At 58.2% G+C, this 20,301-nt stretch carries 20 protein-coding genes; 10 read left to right on the top strand and 10 right to left on the bottom strand.

Annotated elements, in window-relative coordinates:
- Window positions 1–43 precede the first annotated feature (43 nt).
- Window positions 44–2,227, top strand: a complete 2,184-nt coding sequence (locus tag GHO25_RS10595) for a patatin-like phospholipase family protein (RefSeq protein ID WP_153390759.1) — start codon at window positions 44–46, stop codon at window positions 2,225–2,227.
- 94 nt (window positions 2,228–2,321) lie between these two features.
- Here the strand turns inward: GHO25_RS10595 and GHO25_RS10590 are convergent, their stop codons facing one another.
- Window positions 2,322–2,756, bottom strand: coding sequence for a MarR family transcriptional regulator (locus GHO25_RS10590; protein WP_048386112.1), 435 nt, complete (start codon window positions 2,754–2,756; stop codon window positions 2,322–2,324).
- A gap of 116 nt (window positions 2,757–2,872) precedes the next feature.
- Window positions 2,873–5,002: a DNA helicase RecQ gene (recQ, locus tag GHO25_RS10585; protein ID WP_048371507.1), complete on the bottom strand. Its 2,130-nt coding sequence runs from the start codon at window positions 5,000–5,002 to the stop codon at window positions 2,873–2,875.
- Window positions 5,003–5,275: 273 nt separating this feature from the next.
- Here recQ and GHO25_RS10580 point away from each other — a divergent pair, with 273 nt between their 5' ends.
- The gene (locus tag GHO25_RS10580) at window positions 5,276–5,863 is read left to right on the top strand and encodes a YecA family protein (protein ID WP_048371508.1); all 588 of its coding nucleotides are present in this window, start codon (window positions 5,276–5,278) and stop codon (window positions 5,861–5,863) included.
- A 4-nt stretch (window positions 5,864–5,867) separates the two neighbouring features.
- The gene (locus tag GHO25_RS10575) at window positions 5,868–6,266 is read left to right on the top strand and encodes a YbaN family protein (RefSeq protein WP_178110055.1); all 399 of its coding nucleotides are present in this window, start codon (window positions 5,868–5,870) and stop codon (window positions 6,264–6,266) included.
- A gap of 30 nt (window positions 6,267–6,296) precedes the next feature.
- On the opposite strand, the gene GHO25_RS10570 is transcribed toward GHO25_RS10575, so the two are convergent.
- Both GHO25_RS10570 and GHO25_RS10565 read right to left on the bottom strand, forming a co-directional pair.
- Window positions 6,297–6,902 (bottom strand): tRNA-uridine aminocarboxypropyltransferase, encoded by a 606-nt coding sequence (locus GHO25_RS10570; RefSeq protein WP_153390747.1) that lies wholly within the window; start codon window positions 6,900–6,902, stop codon window positions 6,297–6,299.
- A 16-nt stretch (window positions 6,903–6,918) separates the two neighbouring features.
- Window positions 6,919–7,812, bottom strand: coding sequence for a LysR family transcriptional regulator (locus tag GHO25_RS10565; RefSeq protein ID WP_048371511.1), 894 nt, complete (start codon window positions 7,810–7,812; stop codon window positions 6,919–6,921).
- Between the two features lie 238 nt (window positions 7,813–8,050).
- On the opposite strand from GHO25_RS10565, the gene speB reads away from it, so the two are divergent.
- The 3 genes from speB to GHO25_RS10550 all read left to right on the top strand — a co-directional run bounded on the left by speB (window position 8,051) and on the right by GHO25_RS10550 (window position 10,882).
- Window positions 8,051–9,001, top strand: a complete 951-nt coding sequence (gene speB / locus GHO25_RS10560; protein WP_123752006.1) for an agmatinase — start codon at window positions 8,051–8,053, stop codon at window positions 8,999–9,001.
- 281 nt (window positions 9,002–9,282) lie between these two features.
- Window positions 9,283–9,477 (top strand): hypothetical protein, encoded by a 195-nt coding sequence (locus tag GHO25_RS10555; protein ID WP_148070731.1) that lies wholly within the window; start codon window positions 9,283–9,285, stop codon window positions 9,475–9,477.
- A 25-nt stretch (window positions 9,478–9,502) separates the two neighbouring features.
- Window positions 9,503–10,882: a sodium:solute symporter gene (locus GHO25_RS10550; RefSeq protein WP_153329257.1), complete on the top strand. Its 1,380-nt coding sequence runs from the start codon at window positions 9,503–9,505 to the stop codon at window positions 10,880–10,882.
- A 79-nt stretch (window positions 10,883–10,961) separates the two neighbouring features.
- On the opposite strand, the gene GHO25_RS26520 is transcribed toward GHO25_RS10550, so the two are convergent.
- Window positions 10,962–11,087: a PA1414 family protein gene (locus GHO25_RS26520; protein WP_256677203.1), complete on the bottom strand. Its 126-nt coding sequence runs from the start codon at window positions 11,085–11,087 to the stop codon at window positions 10,962–10,964.
- Window positions 11,088–11,212: 125 nt separating this feature from the next.
- A complete protein-coding gene (locus tag GHO25_RS10545; protein ID WP_048386125.1) occupies window positions 11,213–12,115 on the bottom strand; it encodes a LysR family transcriptional regulator in 903 nt (300 codons plus the stop codon).
- Window positions 12,116–12,218: 103 nt separating this feature from the next.
- Here GHO25_RS10545 and GHO25_RS10540 point away from each other — a divergent pair, with 103 nt between their 5' ends.
- Window positions 12,219–13,400: an MFS transporter gene (locus GHO25_RS10540; protein ID WP_153390746.1), complete on the top strand. Its 1,182-nt coding sequence runs from the start codon at window positions 12,219–12,221 to the stop codon at window positions 13,398–13,400.
- On the opposite strand, the gene GHO25_RS10535 is transcribed toward GHO25_RS10540, so the two are convergent.
- Both GHO25_RS10535 and GHO25_RS10530 read right to left on the bottom strand, forming a co-directional pair.
- The gene (locus tag GHO25_RS10535) at window positions 13,348–14,277 is read right to left on the bottom strand and encodes a DMT family transporter (RefSeq protein WP_048386128.1); all 930 of its coding nucleotides are present in this window, start codon (window positions 14,275–14,277) and stop codon (window positions 13,348–13,350) included. The genes GHO25_RS10540 and GHO25_RS10535 overlap by 53 nt on opposite strands.
- 39 nt (window positions 14,278–14,316) lie before the next feature.
- Entirely contained in the window at window positions 14,317–15,153 is an 837-nt protein-coding gene (locus tag GHO25_RS10530; RefSeq protein ID WP_048371524.1) for a S1 RNA-binding domain-containing protein, read from the bottom strand.
- A 347-nt stretch (window positions 15,154–15,500) separates the two neighbouring features.
- Between GHO25_RS10530 and GHO25_RS10525 the strand changes: the two genes are divergently transcribed.
- Entirely contained in the window at window positions 15,501–15,680 is a 180-nt protein-coding gene (locus GHO25_RS10525; protein WP_048371526.1) for a hypothetical protein, read from the top strand.
- 182 nt (window positions 15,681–15,862) lie between these two features.
- Window positions 15,863–16,585 carry a TorF family putative porin gene (locus tag GHO25_RS10520; protein WP_048371529.1) on the top strand — a complete coding sequence of 241 codons (723 nt, stop codon included), beginning with the start codon at window positions 15,863–15,865 and terminating at the stop codon, window positions 16,583–16,585.
- A 242-nt stretch (window positions 16,586–16,827) separates the two neighbouring features.
- Here the strand turns inward: GHO25_RS10520 and GHO25_RS10515 are convergent, their stop codons facing one another.
- Window positions 16,828–18,174, bottom strand: coding sequence for a DEAD/DEAH box helicase (locus GHO25_RS10515; protein ID WP_178110054.1), 1,347 nt, complete (start codon window positions 18,172–18,174; stop codon window positions 16,828–16,830).
- A gap of 191 nt (window positions 18,175–18,365) precedes the next feature.
- Here GHO25_RS10515 and GHO25_RS10510 point away from each other — a divergent pair, with 191 nt between their 5' ends.
- A complete protein-coding gene (locus GHO25_RS10510) occupies window positions 18,366–19,649 on the top strand; it encodes a mechanosensitive ion channel family protein (protein ID WP_153390745.1) in 1,284 nt (427 codons plus the stop codon).
- Window positions 19,650–19,699: 50 nt separating this feature from the next.
- Here the strand turns inward: GHO25_RS10510 and GHO25_RS10505 are convergent, their stop codons facing one another.
- Window positions 19,700–20,263: an alpha/beta hydrolase gene (locus GHO25_RS10505; protein WP_153390744.1), complete on the bottom strand. Its 564-nt coding sequence runs from the start codon at window positions 20,261–20,263 to the stop codon at window positions 19,700–19,702.
- Between the last annotated feature and the right edge of the window lie 38 nt (window positions 20,264–20,301).

The raw sequence follows: 20,301 nt of genomic DNA, 5'->3' as shown, positions 1-20,301 counted from the left end.
GCCGCTATAATAGCCGCCTTTGTCGCTTGCCCAGAGATTCATGATGCGCCGTCTGCTGATTTTCCTGCTTCTGTATTTAAGCCCGCTGGCCCTGTTGGCGGCTGAAAAGCCCCAGCCCAAAATCGGTTTAGTGCTGTCCGGCGGGGCCGCCCGCGGTCTGGCACACGTCGGCGTACTCAAAGCGCTGGAAGAGCAAGGCATTCATATTGATGCCATCGCGGGCACCAGCATGGGCGCGGTAATCGGCGGGCTGTATGCCTCGGGCTACAAGATTGATGAGCTGGAAAAGCTCGCTTTGAGTATCGACTGGCAAGAAGCACTGTCAGACAGCCCCGCCCGCGAGGACGTCCCGTTCCGGCGCAAGCAGGATGACCGGGATTTTCTGGTCAGACAAAAGCTCAGCTTCCGTGACGATGGCAGCCTGGGCCTGCCATTAGGCGTCATTCAGGGGCAAAACCTGGCATTGCTGCTGGAAAGCCTGCTGGCGCACAGCAGCGACGTGCGCGACTTCGACAAACTGCCCATCCCGTTCCGTGCCGTGGCCACCGACATCGTCAGTGGCGAGAAAGTGGTGTTCCGCAAAGGCCACCTGCCCCAGGTAATTCGCGCCAGCATGTCGATCCCGGCGGTGTTTGCGCCCGTGGAAATCAACGGCCAGTTGCTGGTCGATGGCGGCATGGTCGACAACATCCCGGTGGACGTGGCCCGCGAGATGGGCGTCGACCTGGTGATTGTGGTCGACATCGGTACGCCACTGCGGGGGCGCAAGGAGCTCAACACGGTCTTCGACATTCTTAACCAGTCCATCACCCTGATGACCCGCAGCAACTCTGAGGTTCAACTGGCCACGCTAAAACCGGACGACGTACTGATCAAACCGTCGCTCGCGAGCATTGGCGCGACCGACTTTGGCCGCTCAGAAGAGATCATCAATGCCGGCTATCGCGCGACACAGATCCTTGAAAACCGTCTGGCCAGCTTGCGCCAGCCCGCCGATGCGCAACTGAGCATCGCCCGTTCCGCCGAAGAGCGGACCCCGGTGATTACCGCGATCAAAATCGAGAACGACTCGAAAATCGACGACTCAGTGATCCGCTATTACATCCGCCAACCGGTCGGTGAGCCGCTGGATCTCGCGCGTTTGCAACGGGACATGGGCACACTGTACGGCCTGGATTACTTTGATCAAGTGCAGTACCGCGTGGTGCACAAAGGTCAGGAGCGCACCCTGGTAATCAGCGCCCGTGCCAAGCGCAGCGGCACCGATTTCCTGCGCCTGGGCATCAACCTCTCGGATGACATGCACGGCGACAGCGCCTTTAACCTCGGCGCCAGCTACCGGGTCAATGGCATTAACCGCCTGGGCGCCGAGTGGCTGACGCGGGTGCAAATCGGCGATAAGCAAGAGTTGTACAGCGAGTTCTATCAACCGCTGGATGCGGGCTCGCGTTTCTTTGTGGCGCCGTATATCAACGCTCAATCGCAGAACGTCGAGGCCATTCTGGATAACGACCCGATTGCCGAATATCGCCTTGAGCGCTATGAATTTGGCTTGAACCTGGGCCGCCAGATCGGCAACAGCGGTGAGATCCGTGTGGGCGTTGGTGAGGCATGGGGTAAGGCCGATGTACGAATCGGCGAGCGTGACTTGCCGAGCACCAGCTTCAGCGAAGGCTTTTATGACGTGAAGTACTCGTTCGACTCGCTGGATAACGTTTACTTCCCGCACACGGGCGAAGACATCAGCTTGAACTTCCGCCAGTTCGATCCGGCGCTGGGCTCGGACGAGCGTTATCGCCAATGGGAATTCAACCTCGACAAGGCCTTGAGTTCGGGGCCGAACACCTGGATTCTGGGCGGGCGTTACGGGCGTACGCTGGACCAGGCCAATGTTGTGACCTCAAGCTTTTTGCTCGGCGGTGCGCGGCAGTTGTCCGGGTTCCGTGAGGATGCGATTTCGGGGCAGAACATCAGCTTGATGCGGGCTGTTTACTACCGGCGCCTGACGCCGCGCTCGTACCTGCCACTTGATTTCCCGCTGTATGCCGGTGCGTCACTGGAACGCGGCCGCGCCTGGAACAACGACAACGAGTTCGACAGTGGCTACATCAATGCCGCGAGCATTTTTATTGGCTTTGATACACCGCTGGGCCCGCTGAATTTCAGTTACGGGATTAACGATGACAATCAGAAGGCGTTGTATTTGAACCTGGGGCAGACGTTCTAAGCTGTGCCCTTGTAGGAGCGAGCTTGCCTCGCGATCTTTTGATCGTTTAAAAGATCGCGAGGCAAGCTCGCTCCTACAGGTAGAGGGAGGGAAGTCAGTTCTTTTCGAGGTTTTCCAGGATGCGCTTGTGTACGCGCATGCAGATGCGCTGATCTTCTTCGTCTATGCCGACAAACAATTCCTGACGCAACGCGGTGGCGATGGCCTCGATCTGGGCGATCAAGGGCAAGGCTGACTCACTCAATTCGATTTTCTTGGCGCGGCGGTCTTCCAGCACCGCCTGACGTTTGACCAGACCTTGGGCTTCAAGGCTGTCGAGCAAACGCGCAAGGGTCGGACCTTCAACCCCGACACTTTGCGCCAATTCCCGCTGGGTAGGCTTGCAGTCGAATCGTGCCAGATGCAGCAGCACCAGCCAGCGGGCTTGCGACAGGCCAAGACCGGCCAGGCGTCGATCCAGCTCCGCACGCCAGCCACGAGACATTTGGGCCAACTGCATACCAAAACGGTGTTGATCGGTTAACGGCATAAAAAACTCAATGTTTAGACTGAAAAAGAGTGAAACCAATTGTTAGTCAGCTAAGCATGGAGCTTGCACATAGGCAAGACCTGTATGTCAATCAATTCGTTACATGCCAATAACCGTTACATTTCGAACTCGGATTGCAGGGCGGCGCGCACGCAATAAAGAACGCCTTCCGGCACTCGACCTTTGAACTGTTCAGCGATACTGGCCACGCTTGGCAACTCGCCCTCACCGTCCAGAAACGCGTCCTGCACTTCTTCCATCAGCTCTTCGGGTAAGTCCAGCGCTTGCTCCAGCGACAGTTCCTGACGCCCAATGGCTTCGGCCAGCAGCGTGTAAACGTTCTTTTCAGAGCACTGCAATTGCCCGGAAATCTGCAGCGGGGTCATGCCGGCGCGTGCCAAGCTGATCAGTTCGTGACGGATGTCCGCGACCACTTTCGGCGCCTCGGCCTGCCCGCCCAACACTTCGAGGAACGCCTCGCCGTAGCGCTCCAGTTTGCGCGCACCAATACCGCCGACCTTGGCCATGTCGGCCAGCGACGTCGGCTGGCTGCGCAGCATTTCGAGCAGCGTTGAGTCGGGGAAGATGACGTAAGGCGGTACGCCATGCTCTTCGGCCAGCTTGCGGCGCAAGGCACGTAGGGCCTCCCACTGCTCGCGCTCGTCGCCACGCACCAGTTGGCTGGCCGGGCTGGCAGAACTGCTTTTGACCGTGGTTTGCGGCTTGAGCTCGCGACGCAGCTCTAGCGTCACTTCGCCGCGCAACAAAGGCCGGCACGTGTCGCTCAAACGCAAACCGCCGTAGCCTTCGATATCAATGTCGGCCAGACCACGGGCAACCAGTTGGCGGAACAAGGTGCGCCAATCGCCCTCGGATCGGGCTTTGCCTACGCCGAAGACCGACAGGTGTTGATGGCCCATGCTGCGGGTTTTTTCGTTTTCGCGGCCCAGCAACACGTCAATCAGGTGGCCGGTGCCATAACGCTGGCCGGTACGATAAATCGCTGACAACGCCTGACGCGCCGGTTCTGTGGCGTCCCAGGTTTGCACGCCGTCGACACAGTTATCGCAATGCCCACATGGCTGGGGCATGTCTTCGTCAAAATACGCAAGCAAGGTCTGACGACGGCAGCGGGTTTCTTCGCACAGAGCCAGCATCGCGTCGAGCTTGTGATGCTCCAGACGCTTGTGGCGCTCGTCGCCTTCGGAGTTTTGCAGCATCTGCTTGAGCATCACCACGTCTTGCAGGCCGTAAGCCATCCAGGCATCTGCCGGCAAGCCATCACGGCCCGCACGGCCGGTCTCCTGGTAGTACGCCTCAAGGGATTTGGGCAGGTCCAGGTGCGCCACGAAGCGCACGTTGGACTTGTCGATGCCCATGCCAAAGGCGATGGTCGCGACCATGATCAGCCCTTCTTCATTGAGGAAGCGCTTTTGGTTGGCGGCACGGGTTTCGTTGGGTAACCCGGCGTGGTACGGCAAGGCCGGGAAGCCCTGGTCGCACAAAAACTGCGCTACTTCATCGACCTTTTTACGCGACAGGCAATAGACGATGCCCGCATCGCTGCGCCGCTCCGAGAGGAACGCCAGCAATTGTTTGCGCGGCTGCTCTTTGGGCACGATGCGGTAAAAAATGTTGGGGCGGTCGAAGCTCGACAAAAAACGCTCCGCGTTCTGCAAATGCAGGCGGGTGACGATTTCTTCGCGGGTACGTTTGTCGGCGGTGGCGGTCAGGGCGATGCGCGGTACATGGGGGAACATCTCGGCCAATTGGCCCAGTTGCAGGTACTCAGGACGGAAGTCATGCCCCCACTGCGACACACAGTGCGCTTCGTCGATCGCAAACAGGGCGATGTCCAGGCTCTGCAGAAAGGCCATCATGCGCGGTTGCACCAGACGCTCTGGCGCCAGGTAGAGCATTTTGACTTCGCCACGGCGGATCCGGTTGGCCAGGTCGCGCTGCTGATCGGCGCTCAATGTCGAGTTCAGGGAGGCGGCGGCGACGCCCAGTTCTTCGAGCGTGGCGACCTGATCGTCCATCAAGGCGATCAACGGCGAGACCACCACCGCCAGGCCGTCACGCAACAGCGCCGGGACCTGGAAGCACAAGGACTTGCCGCCGCCGGTGGGCATCAGCACCAAAGCGTCGCCACCACTGGCCACGCGCTCAATAATGTCACCCTGACGGCCACGGAAACTGTCGTAGCCGAAGATGTCTTTGAGTACGCGTTGAGCCTGTTCGAGCATAGAAACTCCAGAAATCGCCGAAACACCCCTGCGTCAGCGGGACCCGGCGCGGCCTCAAGCGGCGTTTAAACCCTTGGGCGCAGAGCGCTGGAGCCGCTGTCTTGACCGCAGGGCATCACAAAACGCGGCAGTATACCCGAGCACTCCACCCTACAGGGCGCTGTGATTGCAGTACCGATCACCGGGAAGTGATGGCAAATGTGCGCAACGACTGGCTTGGGCGCTCAAGAAAGCCTAGAATTCGGTATTGTTTATTTTCTAGGTAGTCCCTTAATGTCCTTCGCTGAGCAACTAACCCGCCTGCAAGCCTTCCTCGACGCTGACGAGCTGCATGACGAGGCGCTGGACTACGTAGCCACTCACGGCTACCTGACTGCCCTGTCCATCTGCGCTGAAGAAGTACCTGAGCGTGAATGGATCGACGCCATTTTCTCTGAAACCCCGAACTACAAAGACGACGCCCAGCGCGAAGAGATCGAAGGTTCCCTGGTTAAACTCAAGGACCACATCGCTCGCCAACTGGCGTCGGACGAAGAGTTCGAACTGCCGTGTGATCTGGACCTCGGCGACGAGCCGGATGAGTCCGATCTGCGCGGCTGGTGCATCGGCTTTATGGAAGGCGTGTTCTTGCGCGAAGCGGCCTGGTTCGAAACCGCCGAAGAAGAAGTCAGCGAAATGCTGCTGCCGATCATGGTCGGTTCGGGCCTGTTCGACGACCAGCCTGAATTCGCCGATATCGCTCAGGACGCCAACCTGATGGACGACATGATCGTGCAGATCCCGGAAGCCCTGACTGCCCTGTTCCTGCTGTGCCATGCCCCTGACGAAAAACCGGCCATCCTCAAGCCGCGTCACCACTGATTCAATGCCCGGCCCCTCATTCAGCAGCCGGTCGCGGCTGCTGCGTTACGTTCTGTTTGCCATTGGCTGGCTGAGCGTAGCGCTGGGGGTTCTGGGGATCTTCCTGCCGGTACTGCCCACCACCCCCTTTCTGCTCTTGGCTGCCGCCTGCTTTGCGCGCAGTTCCCCACGGTTTTACCAGTGGCTGGTCGAACACCCTCGACTGGGGCCCTGGATCCGCGACTACCTCGACGGTAACGGCATCCCGCTCAAGGCCAAGGTCTACGCCATTGGTTTGATGTGGCTGAGCATTGGCGTGTCCTGCTACCTGGTGCCGTTGCCTTGGGCGCGAGGGTTTATGCTGCTCAGCGCGGTGCTGGTGAGCATTTATATCCTGCGCCAGAAAACCTTGGAAAAACCTTAAAGATCAAAAGATCGCGAGGCGAGCTAGCTCCTACAGAGGGGGTTTTGTGACGTGGTTGCGCTGGTAGGTCTCGGCACCCATGGCTTCGATTTGCCCTTCAATCAGCGCTTCAAACGGGCGCAGCAGCGGTGCATAGGACGCCGGGGCTTCGAGGATGTCCAGCGCCTGGACAATGGCCTCCACGGTCGACAAAGCCCCAGGCCCCGGTGCCTTGCGCAGCCGGTAACGGGACACTGCGCCTTCGGGCAAGGTCACCCGCGGCAGTTGCGCCAGCAACGGGTTGAGGTGCAGTAATTTGCGCGCTTTGCGCCATGTGCCATCGGGCACCACCAACAGCAATTTTTCTGTTGCCGCAGCGCCAGCCTGAAGCGGTTGCGCACCCTCCCCCGGAAACAACAACCGCGCTTGATAACCCGGCGGGTTGAGCAGCGTGTGCAAATCCTCAAACACTTCACCCACTCGCAGCTCAGCGTTGGTCAGCCCCAGAGCCGCCAACCGCGCGGTGTTCAGCGCATGATTGACTTCACTGGGATGCTGTAACAGCAAGACGCGGGTGTGGCTGTCCAGTTGTGGGATCAAGTCGCACAGGCAGTGCGTTTGCGGGCGCAAGCAACGAGGGCATTGGGCACGGGACATAGCGATAACGCTCTCTTCAAGGTTGATTTAGCTGCGCTTTGAGCAGGTCGCGAAACGTTTGAATCAGCGGCTCACGGCTACGGCCACGGCGCACGATCATTGAAAACGGCGCCTGATAACCAAACGTCGCCGGCAGCAGCACACGCAGGTCACCCTTCTCGACCCACGGCTCGGCGTAATGTTCGGGCAAGTAACCAATGTAGGCGCCGGAGAGCACCAGAATCAGTTGGGCCTCCATGCTGTCGACGGTGGCCGCGCTGTGTTTAAAGCCGTGCCGCGCCAGCTCGGCCTGGCTCCAGTAGCCGCGCCCGACCATGCGTTGCTGAGTAATCACCGGCTCGGGGATTCGCCGCTCAGCGAACAAGGGATGCCGCGTGCTGCAATACAGCCAATGCTGTTCACGGTACAGCGGCTGATAAACCAGACCGCTCATGCGCGACGAAAACGCACCGATGGCCAGATCGAGCCGGTTGTCTTGTACCCCAAGCTGCAACTCGTAAGGGCTCATGACCGACAGGTGCAAGTGCACCGCCGGGTGCTCCTGGCTGTAGGCGCCAATGGCTTCGGCAAAGGGCAAGGCTTTGTCGCTGACCGTGGAGTCGATCACCCCCAGGTTCAAGGTGCCGCGCAGTTCACCCTTGAGCGCGGCGGCGTACTGTTCAAAGCCTTCCAGCTCGCCCAATAGACGCAGGGTTTCCTGATGAAACAGCTCGCCCTTGCTGGTGAGGCTGAACCCGCCGCGCCCCCGATGGCACAGCACCAGCCCCAGATTGGCCTCCAGCTGGCTCATGTAGGTGCTGATGGCCGACGTCGACAGGTTGAGTTCCTGCTGCGCCGTGGCGAAACCCTGGTGCCGGACCACGCTGGCAAAGATTCGCAATAGTTTTAGATCGGGTAAAGCGTTGGCCATGAATGACTCACTTTTCACGGTAGGAGCGAGCTTGTCTCGCGATCTTTTCACAATCAAAAGATCGCGAGACAAGCTCGCCCCTACCCGTGGCGCGCATATTTTGGCTCGGAGTCTAACTCGGGGCTGCGCATTAGTTTAGAAAAATCTGAACTAAGTATTTGCCTGTAGGGATTCTTCCCGCCGCCGGCCTTTCGCAGAATCGACCGCCATAACCACAACAAACGACGAGGTCTTTCCCGTGGATAAAATTCTTCACCAACCACTGGGCGGCAATGAAATGCCGCGCTTCGCCGGCATTGCCACCATGATGCGCCTGCCCCATCTGCAATCCGCCGCTGGCCTGGATGCCGCCTTTGTTGGCGTGCCATTGGACATCGGTACGTCATTGCGCGCAGGCACCCGTTTCGGCCCTCGCGAAATCCGCGCCGAATCCGTGATGATCCGCCCTTACAACATGGCCACCGGCGCTGCTCCGTTTGACTCACTGTCGGTCGCGGATATCGGCGACGTGGCAATCAACACCTTCAACCTGCTGGACGCCGTGCGCATCATCGAAGAAGCCTACGATGACATCCTCGAGCACAACGTGATCCCGTTGACGCTGGGTGGCGACCACACTATTACCCTGCCGATCCTGCGCGCCATTCACAAAAAGCACGGCAAGGTTGGCCTGGTACATATCGATGCACACGCCGATGTGAACGATCACATGTTTGGCGAAAAAATTGCCCACGGCACCACGTTCCGCCGCGCCGCCGAAGAAGGCTTGCTGGACTGTGACCGTGTCGTGCAAATCGGCCTGCGCGCCCAGGGCTATACCGCTGAAGACTTTAACTGGAGCCGCAAACAGGGCTTCCGTGTGGTGCAGGCCGAAGAGTGCTGGCACAAGTCGCTGGCCCCGTTGATGGCTGAAGTCCGCGAAAAAGTCGGCAATGGCCCGGTGTACCTGAGCTTTGATATCGACGGCATCGACCCGGCCTGGGCGCCTGGCACCGGCACCCCGGAAATCGGCGGCCTGACCACCATTCAGGCGATTGAGATTATTCGCGGCTGCCAAGGCCTCGACCTGATCGGTTGCGATCTGGTAGAAGTCTCGCCGCCTTACGACACCACCGGCAATACCTCACTGCTGGGCGCGAACTTGCTGTACGAAATGCTCTGCGTCTTGCCGGGTGTCACTCATCGCTAAACCCCGTCTCCAGATGGGATGAAGGGTTCGAGGTGCCATCGCGCACCTCGAACAGCGCCTTCGCCGGCAAGCCGGCTGACAGGACAATTTTTGTGCATGACGCGGCCAGCGAGCGGCGCATGCAAGGGGAGCAATTCTTTAGCCAGGATCGCGCGACTCCGGTCTTCAAGACCTGAGTCAGCACACAAGAACAAAAGGCCTTTGGCTGGCCTGTTACGAATGTTTGTCCGCTTTGTCGGAAAGGCTGCCGCCCCCCTTAGCCAGTGTGATCGGAGATGATCATGAATAATAAAAACAGCCCCAATAATGCGGGCCACATTAATTCACCAGGAGTTAACCCGACTCCGAACAACGCACGCCGAACCGGACTCAGGGATGTATTTCGCCTGTTTTTGGGCAACGCGCGCGCCACGCAATACACCCAACGCCACACCCGAAACACCGGTGATGCCACCCATCGCCTGATCGCCTCATAAAAAAAATAATCGGAGACTCGCCATCATGGCTTTAGACCTAATAGTCGTCCTTATCTACGCTGCGGCAATGCTGGTGCTGGGTTACTACGGCATGCGCAAGGCAAAAACCCACGAAGAATACCTGGTCGCCGGACGCAACCTGGGCCCGACACTGTACATGGGCACCATGGCCGCCACGGTGCTGGGCGGTGCTTCAACTGTCGGTACTGTACGTTTGGGTTATGTACACGGGATTTCAGGCTTCTGGCTGTGCGCGGCCCTGGGTTGCGGGATCATCGCGCTCAACCTGTTCTTGGCCAAGCCGTTGCTCAAGCTGAAAATCTTTACCGTGACCCAAGTGCTGGAAAAACGTTACAACCCGATGGCGCGTCAGGCGAGTGCAGTGATTATGCTGGCGTATGCCCTGATGATCGGCGTGACCTCCATTTTGGCGATCGGCACCGTGCTTGAAGTGTTGTTCGGCCTGCCGTTCTGGGTATCGGTGGTGCTCGGCGGTGGCGTGGTGGTGGTGTACTCGACCATTGGCGGAATGTGGTCGCTGACCCTGACTGACATCGTGCAGTTCGTGATCAAGACCGTGGGCCTGATGTTCGTGCTGCTGCCGATCTGTCTGTACCGTGTTGGCGGCTGGGATGAGCTGGTGAGCAAACTGCCAGCGTCGAACTTCAGCTTCACCAGCATTGGCTGGGACACCATCATCACCTACTTCATGATTTACTTCTTCGGCATTCTGATCGGCCAGGACATTTGGCAGCGCGTGTTTACCGCCAAAACTGACAAGGTGGCCAAGTACGCTGGTACGTTCGCAGGGTTCTACTGCATCCTTTACGGCCTGACCTGCGCCTTGATCGGCATGGCAGCCCATGTGCTGATCCCGGACCTGGGCAACGTCAACAACGCGTTCGCCGCCATCGTTAAGGTTTCGCTGCCGGACGGCATTCGCGGGCTGGTGATTGCAGCCGCCCTGGCCGCCATGATGTCCACCGCCAGTGCCGGCTTGCTCGCCGCGTCCACCGTATTGACCGAAGACCTGCTGCCCAAGCTGCGCGGCGGCAAGCAGTCGAGCCTGAAGATCAACCGCCTGTTCACCATGCTTACCGGCCTTGTGGTGCTGGCGATTGCTCTGGTGGTGAGCGACGTTATCAGCGCCCTCACGCTGGCCTACAACCTGCTGGTTGGCGGCATGCTGGTGCCATTGATCGGTGCGATTTACTGGAAGCGCGCCACGACGGCAGGCGCCATCAGCAGCATGAGCCTGGGCTTTATCACGGCGCTGATTTTTATGATCAAGGATGGTCTGGACGCCAATACGCCGATCTACTACAGCCTGGCTGTAGGGCTTATCAGCTTTATCGTGGTCAGCTTGCTGGATCGGCGCCCGGCCACAGTGGCCAGCGCTGCCTGATACCCACTTTCTTCAGCGGGCGCGACGTCGGAGGTCGTGCCCGTTTTTTTCGATATCAGGCGCTTACGCTGCCACCGTCTTAACGGCGACGTTGCGGACGGCGACGCGGGTCTTCGACAGGGATCGGAATTGGTTGCAGAGGAGGCTCAATCAGGCCCAGTGCAACGCCGACGTCATGCAGCCAGTTTTTCAGTTTGTCTTTCATATTTCCCCCTTGGGGCCACACTTACGACCGGATTCCTTGGTCGCTTCGTACAGATAATAGTCCTAAGTCCTACAAGATGCTTGCTTAAGGTCAATGAACTTTAGGCTAATCCTCCTCTTTTCAAGTCAGGCCGATGCGCGTTGTGCTGCAACTTCTACGTCGCTTTTAACGGACGCCGTCTGCTGCAACGTTATCCACGCATTCAAGTTGGCGCCCAGCATGCCCTTACGCCACATCAACCACGTAGTGGCAGAGGCAAAAGGTTGTTTCAAGGGATGTACGCCGACACTTTCACGGCCCGGCAAACTGGCCAGCATCGAAGCTGGCATCAACGCCACACCCGACCCTGCCACCACGCACGCCAGCATGCCCTGATAGGACTCAATCTCCATCACGCGCCCCATCGCCGCCCGGTCGCTGGCGTACCAGGCCTCAAGGCGAGTGCGGTAAGAACAGCCCTGGCGGAAGGCGAACACCTCACGCCCCTGCACGTCCTGGGCGCGGGTGATGGGTGGATGATCCAGATCGCTGATCATCACCAATTGCTCTTCACAGAACTCGACGCCATCAAGCCCGGCCAACTCAAGCGGGCCATCCACCAGCGCCGCATCCAGACGCCCGGTGAGCAAACCTTCGAGCAATTCCCCGCTCGGCGCCGACTGTACATGCAGGTTCACCGCCGGGTAGGCGCGGTGGTAGCGGGCCAGCAAAGCGGGCAAATGGATCGCCGCGGTGCTGTACATCGTGCCAAGGGTGAATTTGCCGGACGGCACGCCGCCCTGTACCGCACCCAGCGCCTCATCGCGCAGGGCGAACAGGCGCGCGGTGTAATCGAGCAGCACTTTGCCCGCCGGGGACAATTGCAAGCGCTGGCGCTCACGCATGAACAACTCGACACCCATTTGCTCTTCAAGTTGTTTGAGCCGGGTCGACAGATTGGAAGGCACGCGGTGCAGACGTTCAGCTGCACGGGTGATCGAGCCTTCTTCGGCCACGGCCTGAAAAATCCGTAATTGGCTGAATTCCACACCATTCTCCAAAACTGAACAAGTCACTCACTATTATTCAATTTTATAGAAAGTCAATCACCGCTAGCCTGACGGTCATTGTCACTGCCCGGAAATTAACAGCATGTCAGCCCTGACTCGCTTACTCGCCAGCTTTATCGCACTCATGATGGCCATGGGGATTGGCCGTTTTTCACTCACCCCGCAACTGCCGCACTTGATCAGCGAAGGTCAGATCGACCTGACCGGTGCCGGGCTGATTGCCGCCGCCAACTATCTTGGCTATTTGATTGGCGCGCTGGATGCCATTCGCGCCAGACGCCCGGAGCAAGTCCGTGGCCGACTGCACACCGGCTTATGGCTGTGCGTGGTGCTGACGCTGATTTCGTACTGGGCACAAGGCTTCTGGCCGCATTTGCTGCTGCGCTTTGGCGCCGGGGTGGCGAGTGCCTGGGTGATGGTGATGATCACCGCGCTCAGCCAGCAGATCGCGGTCAGCGCTAACCGGCCGCGCTTGGGTGCCCTGGTGTTTGCCGGGCCCGGCATTGGCGTGGTGCTGACCGGATTGCTCGCGCTATTTGCCAACGTTCAGGGGCAAAACTCGTCCATGTTGTGGCTGATCTACGCGGTGGCCGCCTTGCTCATGCTGCTGGTGATCATGCCGATCCTGCCACCCGCCAACGGGCTTGCTCCGCATGTGCAGACGGCGCCCATAAACCCACGCCACCCCGGCATCACCCGCCTGGGAGCCATTTATGCGCTGTATGGCTTGGGGTACATCATTCCGGCAACCTTTTTGTCGCAAATGGCCAACGCGCAGTTTCGCGGTCAATGGCAAGCCGATTTGTTCTGGCCAGCTTTCGGCCTGTGCGCGGCCATTGGCGTGATGCTGATCAGCTTTCACCGGCCCTCGCCGCGCACCACTCGCCTATGGCTGATGGCCGCGCTGTGGGTACAGGCGGCCGGTGTACTGGCATGTTTGCTGCCCAGCAGTGCGGGCCTGGCGCTGGGGGTGATTTTATGCGGCACGCCGTTCCTGGCATGCATGCCGCTGGTGATGCAAAGCTCACGCGACATCGCCCCCCACGCTACTCAGCGCAACGCCGCCTTGCTCACCGCCTGTTTTGCCGTCGGCCAACTGGGCGGGCCTTTGCTGGCAGCCGTCAGCAGCCATTTCAGTGGCGGATTGCACCCGGCGCTGATCATCGCGGCCAGCGGCCTGGTGCTGGCCGGGGTACTGGCCTTGCAACTGGTTAATTTTGTAGCAGTGCGCGCACCTTGCGACGCACCCACTGCTCCGCGCTGACAAAAGTGATACCTAGCAGCACCAGCACCGCGCCCACGGCGAAGTTGAAGCTTAATGGCTCATCCAGTATCAACACGCCAAAGGTCACCCCGAACAGGGGTGTCATAAATGAAAACACGGCCAGATTGGAGGCCAGGTAACGCTTGAGCAGCCAAAACCACATCAGGTAGCTGAAAAAAGACACCACCAGGCCCTGAAACAAGACGCTGCCAATGGCCAGCCCGGTGAAGCTGAAGTGGGTGATCTGCCCTGTGGCAAGCGCAATCACCAGCAGGCCGATAAAGCCCACGATCAACTGGTAAAACAGGGTCAGCGTGACCGGTGCCTCAGAGAGCCTGGAGCCACGCACCACCACAGTGGTGACGCCCCAGGCCATGCCCGCCAGCACGCCGTAGGCATCGCCAAGCAAGACGTCGGGGTCCATGTCCGCGAACGACATGCCGCCGGCAAAGGAGAATGCAATGCCCAGGAATGCGAGAAAGATCCCCAGCCACTGCAGCGGCCGCAGACGCTCACTGGGCAACAGCCAGTTCACCCCCAGCGCAGTAAAGATCGGCGCGGTATAGAGGAACACCGACATGTGCGCCGCGCTGGTCAGGTGCAGCCCCTGCGCAATAAAGAAAAACTCCAGGCCAAACAGGCTGCCTGCGAGCAAGCCGCCGCGCCAGGTGTACGGCACCTGGTCCCAGCCACCCTTCCAGCAAATCACCAGCCCCACCAGCAACGCCGAGATCCCCGAGCGGGCCATGGCCTGCATGACCGGGGAAATATCAGGTGCAGCCACTTTGATCAGCACCTGCTGGACACCCCAGATCAGGCACAACCCCAGCATGACTTGCAGTGCAAAAGCATCCGTTGCTCGCCGCGAACCACTCATAGCCACACCCAAAAGATAAAAACAGCGCAGGCCGCTGGTTTAAACCAGTTCGATGCGGTCCGCGTGGATCACAATCTTGCCTTCCTTGTAGAGCGCACCAATGGCCTTCTTGAAGTTGCCCTTGCTGACGCCAAACAGGTTGCTGATCTGCTCGGGTGCACTTTTATCACTGACCGGCAGTACGCCATTGTTTTCACGCAACTTGCTGAGAATCTTCGAGTTCAGGCTGCTGGATGCCTCCTGACCGACTGGCTGCAAACTCAGGCTGATCTTGCCATCGGCACGAACTTCTTTGATATAGCCTTTCTCTTGCTTGCCCGCGCGCAGGAACTTGAACACTTCGTTCTTGTGGATCAAGCCCCAGTGCTTGTTGTTGATCACGGCTTTAAAGCCCATGTCCGTGGCCTCAGCCACCAGCAGATCAACTTCCTGGCCCACCTGGTAGTTGGCCGGGGTTTTGTCCAGGTAGCGGTCCAGGCGGGCTGTGGCGGTGATGCGGCGTGTGTGCTTGTCCAGGTAAACGTGCACAACCACATATTCGCCAGCGGTCATCTGGCGTTTTTCTTCGGAATACGGCAACAGCAAATCTTTCGGCAGGCCCCAATCAAGGAAAACACCGATGCTATTAATTTCGACAACTTTAAGACTGGCAAACTCACCGACTTGAACTTTTGGTTTTTCAGTGGTGGCAATTAACTTGTCAGCGCTGTCCAAATAAACAAATACGTTAAGCCAGTCTTCGTCTTCACTGGGAATATCTTTGGGAATATAGCGATTGGGCAACAGGATTTCCCCGTCGGCTCCGCCATCCAGATACAAACCAAAGTTAGTGTGTTTAACCACTTGCAAACTGTTGTAGCGACCGATTAAAGCCATGTCCAATACCCTCATTACGTGGGCAGCATTCTACCCGAGTTTGGCCCGGCAAATTGGAGCCGCGCAGCAAGGCTTTCACATTTTTTACAAAAGGCCTGATTTATCAAGGATTTTTGCCACGACCCAAGGACCACTCGTCAGCCCGGCGCGCCCTCAAGACCCTGCCGAATAGCCCAAACACAACCCGATGATATGAATTAAAACAGCGAGTTAGCGGGCGCTTAGAGTGTTGATTATGTGCAATGCCAAGGTACTTATAATATTTCAGGAGGATATTTAACAAGCAATTGTCAAGCATTTCAGTTACTATCGCTGGCCAAGTTATTTTCTACAGGTGAATAGCCGCCATGCGTGTAAAAGCATCCGCCAGCAAAGTAAAGCCAGCTCCCGCTGTTGAAACCAGTGATTCAATCAATGCGCAAATTGCCGCATTCTTGAAGTCCGGTGGCGAGATCCAGCAAATTGACAAAGGCGTCAGCGGCCAAACTTTCGGCGCATCCAAACAGATTTCGCTGGGTAAAAAGTAATACCCCCCGCTTTATAGTGGTCCTGATGCGCTTTGCCTTCCAAAGCGCTGGGACTCCTGAACCCCCTCCCCTCAAGAAATCGACGAACGGCCCCCATCTGCCGGCATACATCCGTATGCTTGAACCTGTCTAAACCAAGCCTTCGAGCCAATCACTGCATCCAGTTGTCAAGGGAGTGACCTATGCTCACACGAGCGTTACTGCTCACCGGCACATTGCTGTCCAGCGCAGCTGTCAACGCACAGGTGTTTTCACGCGAGCTGGGCGACTTCGACCTCAGAATGGGCACCCAGCCCAGCCGCAGCATGGCCCAAGGCCTGGTCAAGCCGACCAGCCCGGGTTCGACCTTCCATGGCGGCCTGGACCTCACGCACAACAGCGGCTGGTATGTCGGCCAATGGGCACCCACCATGGGCCTCAAGCCCGGCAGCAATCTGGAAGTCGACTCCTACCTCGGTTATAAACACCCGTTTGACCAGACTCTGAGCTATGAACTGGGGATGATTCATTACAGCTACCCCAAGGTCAGCCCGATGGACAGCCAGCAGTTTTATGCGGGGCTGACCGTGTTGGGCACGCGCTTTGGCGCAGCGTTCAGCAATGACCCGGATCGGCGCGACAGCACCGTGTTTGCCGATTTGGGCGCCAATCGCACGCTGGGCGTCGGGGTCAGCCTGAAATACACCACCCACCAACTGGGCACGCCGGTATCCATCGCCGATGGCGGCAGCGTGCGTACGTTCAATGATTGGTCGATCACCTTCTCACGGCCCTGGATGGGCGTGAACCTGAACGTGATCTACAGCGACTCCAGCCTCGATGGCGGTGATTGCTCAGCGTACTCGGGGCAAAACCCGCAATGCGATGGGTTACTGACGTTCAAGGCTGAACGTACGTTTTATTGAGAGAGGGGATTACAAAGCCGTCCCGTCTTCGACGCCGCGCTGTCGCGCATCAAACAGGCCACTGTAGTCGCTGACGAGGTACGAAGGCTGCGATCGGCCAGCGTGGTTTAACGGAGCCTCTTACGGCTTAGATCAAGATCAAAAGATCGCGAGCAAGCTCGCTCCTACAGGGTCTTATGAGCGAGCTTGCCTCGCGATCTTTTGCTCTTAAAAGACCGAGAGGCAAACCTTATCCGTAAACTTTACTCAGCAGCCGGAGCTTCTGGCTTGCGGCGCTTGAGCGGTGCCATGCCGTCCTTGCTGACCAGCGACAGGGCGTCGGTCTTTGGGCGGTTGGCGATTTTGCGCTTGGTCGGGGCCTTGGCGCCGGTCTTTTTCTTGTCGCCTTTGCCGTCAGTCTTTTTCTTCTTCACACCAACGGCTTTACCCGAAGCCTTGACCTTTTTCGGCCCGCTGTAGGTGCCTTTGACTTCTTTGATCACGCGACGCTCGAAGCTTTGCTTCAAGTAGCGCTCGATGCTGGACATAAGGTTCCAGTCACCGTGGCAGATCAGCGAGATCGCCAGACCGTCGTTACCGGCACGGCCAGTACGGCCAATGCGGTGAACGTATTCGTCGCCGCTGCGTGGCATGTCGAAGTTGATCACCAGATCCAGACCTTCAACGTCCAGACCACGGGCAGCCACGTCGGTAGCGACCAGAATTTTCACGCCGCCCTGCTTCAGGCGATCAATGGCCAGCTTGCGGTCTTTTTGGTCTTTCTCACCGTGCAAGACAAACGCCTTGTACTCCTGAGCCACCAGACGCCCGTAGATACGGTCAGCCATGGCGCGGGTGTTGGTGAAGACGATGGCTTTTTGATAAGTCTCATTGGCCAGCAACCAGTTCACGATTTGTTCTTTGTGCTGGTTGTGGTCAGCAGTGATCACTTGCTGACGCGTGGTAGCATTCAGCTGGCTGACCTGGTTGAGCTGCAAGTGCTCAGGGTTGTTCAAGACTTTACCGATCATGTCACGCAGGCCCGAACCACCGGTGGTGGCCGAGAACAACATGGTTTGCTGACGGTTCGGGCATTCGTCAACCAGACGCTGCACGTCTTCGGCGAAGCCCATGTCGAGCATGCGGTCAGCTTCGTCGAGCACCAGCACTTCAACTTCGTTGAGTTGCAGGTTGCCGGCGTTCAGTTGCTCAAGCAAACGGCCTGGCGTGCCGATCAGGATGTCAGGCACTTTGCGCAACATGGCGGCCTGTACTTTGAAGTCTTCACCGCCGGTAATCAGACCGGACTTGATGAACGTGAACTGCGCAAAGCGTTCAACTTCTTTCAAGGTTTGCTGCGCCAGCTCGCGGGTCGGCAGCAAAATCAACGCTTTGATGCTGACGCGGATTTTGGCTGGGCCAATCAGGCGATTGAGAATCGGCAGAACGAAAGCGGCGGTTTTGCCACTCCCGGTTTGAGCTGTAACCCGCAGGTCACGCCCCTCGAGCGCGAGCGGGATGGCCGCTGCTTGCACAGGCGTAGGCTCGACAAATTTAAGCTCGGCCACAGCTTTAAGCAGGCGTTCGTGCAGGGCGAAATCGGAAAACACGGGTGCTACCTCGAAGAAATGCGAAAAATCAGCGGCATAGAGTAACGGTTTCGAGCGCTCAGGCCGAGTTTCTTTGCACCAACGGCGCGAAACAAATGCTTTTTTAGGGTCTTTAGTCCAAAGACAGCCCCTAAATCGTCTTGAGATGGTCTAATCCCATGGCCATTTCTTTTGGGATAACGCTTTAACTTATGGATACTCAAACACTCTGGAGCGAATTTGAACGCCTTTGGGCCAACCTGGATCACTATCCTTGGCTGTCGTCCGTTCTGGGACTGATCGTATTGGTGAGCGTCGCCCTGCTCGCCGGTCACATTGCCCGCATCATTATCTTGCGCGTCACCAAGATGCTCGCCCGCCAGCCAGCCTTGCACTGGGTCAGCGATTTGCGCGAACACAAAGTGTTCCATCGCGTGGCGCAAATGACGCCGTCACTGATGATCCAGTTTGGCCGCAATTTGGTCCCGGACCTGAGCGACAACGGTCGCCAATTCCTCGGCAACCTGGCCCTGGCCATCACTATTTTTGTGTTGACGCGGGTCATCACCGCCCTGCTCGATGCCTTGCTCGACATCTACGCACGCACCAACTACGCCAAGACCCGGCCCATCAAGGGCTATATCCAGCTGGGCAAGATGCTGCTGTATGTGTTCTCGGCGATCATCATTGTCGCCACCCTGATCGACCGCTCGCCGATGCTCTTGCTCTCGGGTCTGGGCGCCATGTCTGCGGTGATTTTGTTGGTCTACAAAGACACCCTGCTGTCTTTTGTCGCCAGCGTTCAGTTGACCAGCAACGACCTGCTGCGAGTAGGCGACTGGATCGAAATGCCGCAAGTGGGTGCCGACGGCGACGTCATGGACATCACGCTGCACACCGTCAAAGTACAGAACTTCGACAAGACCATTGTCTCCATCCCGACCTGGCGCCTGATGTCCGAGTCGTTTAAAAACTGGCGCGGCATGCAGCAATCCGGCGGTCGACGGATCAAGCGCAGCCTGTTTATTGATGCCGCAGGCGTGGGGTTTCTGACCGACGAGCAGGAGCAGCGCCTGGAGCAAGTGCGCTTGCTGAGCGACTATCTGGCGCGCAAAAAAGCCGAACTCAAGAGCTGGAACGAAGCCCAGGGTAACGTCGCGGCGATGTCAGCCAACCGTCGACGCATGACCAACATAGGCACCTTCCGCGCCTACGCACTGGCCTACCTGCGAAGCCACGCGATGATCCAGCCCAACATGACCTGCATGGTGCGCCAGATGCAAGCCACACCCCAGGGCGTGCCACTTGAAATCTACTGCTTCACCCGCACCACGGTGTGGGACGAATACGAGCAAATCCAGGGCGATATTTTCGACTATCTGTTGTCGGTCTTGCCGGAGTTTGGCTTGAGCGTGTATCAACAGCCAAGTGGCAATGACTTGCGTCAGGGGCTGATGAACAAGATCAACCCGCCGCACATAGCAGCTGAAGACTGAGTCACGTGTAAGTCGCCGCAGCCAGTGATGACTGCGGCGACGTGGCAGCGTTAGCTGTGTTTGAACTGCGGGTCACCGCTCAGTTCGAACAACAACTCGATGCCTTCGGGCCAGTCACCCAGGCCACTCTCATGGTTGATGTGCCTGGCATTCTCCAACAGCTTTAATTCACTGCCCCACGCCTCACTGAAGGCTTTCGCACGCTCGACACTGACATAGGGATCATCCGTGCTGGCCACGGTTATCGAGTCAAAGGGCAGTTTCCCCAGGTGCATGGGTGCAAACCCTGACGTGCCTTGCGGATAACTCGGCGCTTCGGTGTCGCTGGGGGCTACCAGCAGCGCGCCACGAACACGGTTTTTGGCATCAGTGGGGTACTGCTGCGACCACGCCGCAATCAGGTTGCACGCCAGACTGTGCCCCACCAACACCACCGGTCGCTGGCTGGAAGTGACTTTGTCGTGTAATCGCTGAACCCATTCAGCGCACACCGGCGTGTTCCAATCGTCTTGCTTGACCCGTTTCAGACCGCTGTACTTCTTCTCCCAGCGCGTTTGCCAGTGATCGTCCCCCGAATTATTCAGGCCCGGCAAGATCAACACTTTAACTGTCATTCCCACTCCCCTTTGAGGCGTTAGATAGGGTCTGATGA

It is taken from the genome of Pseudomonas sp. FSL R10-1350 (assembly GCF_009600525.1).
GTDB classification, from domain to species: domain Bacteria; phylum Pseudomonadota; class Gammaproteobacteria; order Pseudomonadales; family Pseudomonadaceae; genus Aquipseudomonas; species Aquipseudomonas helleri.
The sequence above is the reverse complement of the archived record's forward strand: the minus strand, read 5'-3'. Positions and strand labels throughout refer to the sequence as shown.

Coding starts and splice junctions, on each gene's coding strand:
- GHO25_RS10565 (WP_048371511.1), bottom strand. CDS start 7,812: ATGGCCAACGCTTTACCCGATCTAAAACTATTGCGAATCTTTGCCAGC.
- GHO25_RS10595 (WP_153390759.1), top strand. CDS start 44: ATGCGCCGTCTGCTGATTTTCCTGCTTCTGTATTTAAGCCCGCTGGCC.
- recQ (WP_048371507.1), bottom strand. CDS start 5,002: ATGCTCGAACAGGCTCAACGCGTACTCAAAGACATCTTCGGCTACGAC.
- GHO25_RS10510 (WP_153390745.1), top strand. CDS start 18,366: ATGGATACTCAAACACTCTGGAGCGAATTTGAACGCCTTTGGGCCAAC.
- GHO25_RS10590 (WP_048386112.1), bottom strand. CDS start 2,756: ATGCCGTTAACCGATCAACACCGTTTTGGTATGCAGTTGGCCCAAATG.
- GHO25_RS10505 (WP_153390744.1), bottom strand. CDS start 20,263: ATGACAGTTAAAGTGTTGATCTTGCCGGGCCTGAATAATTCGGGGGAC.
- GHO25_RS26520 (WP_256677203.1), bottom strand. CDS start 11,087: ATGAAAGACAAACTGAAAAACTGGCTGCATGACGTCGGCGTTGCACTG.
- GHO25_RS10525 (WP_048371526.1), top strand. CDS start 15,501: ATGCGTGTAAAAGCATCCGCCAGCAAAGTAAAGCCAGCTCCCGCTGTT.
- GHO25_RS10520 (WP_048371529.1), top strand. CDS start 15,863: ATGCTCACACGAGCGTTACTGCTCACCGGCACATTGCTGTCCAGCGCA.
- GHO25_RS10570 (WP_153390747.1), bottom strand. CDS start 6,902: ATGTCCCGTGCCCAATGCCCTCGTTGCTTGCGCCCGCAAACGCACTGC.
- GHO25_RS10555 (WP_148070731.1), top strand. CDS start 9,283: ATGAATAATAAAAACAGCCCCAATAATGCGGGCCACATTAATTCACCA.
- GHO25_RS10535 (WP_048386128.1), bottom strand. CDS start 14,277: ATGAGTGGTTCGCGGCGAGCAACGGATGCTTTTGCACTGCAAGTCATG.
- GHO25_RS10575 (WP_178110055.1), top strand. CDS start 5,868: ATGCCCGGCCCCTCATTCAGCAGCCGGTCGCGGCTGCTGCGTTACGTT.
- GHO25_RS10540 (WP_153390746.1), top strand. CDS start 12,219: ATGTCAGCCCTGACTCGCTTACTCGCCAGCTTTATCGCACTCATGATG.
- GHO25_RS10580 (WP_048371508.1), top strand. CDS start 5,276: ATGTCCTTCGCTGAGCAACTAACCCGCCTGCAAGCCTTCCTCGACGCT.
- GHO25_RS10530 (WP_048371524.1), bottom strand. CDS start 15,153: ATGGCTTTAATCGGTCGCTACAACAGTTTGCAAGTGGTTAAACACACT.
- GHO25_RS10550 (WP_153329257.1), top strand. CDS start 9,503: ATGGCTTTAGACCTAATAGTCGTCCTTATCTACGCTGCGGCAATGCTG.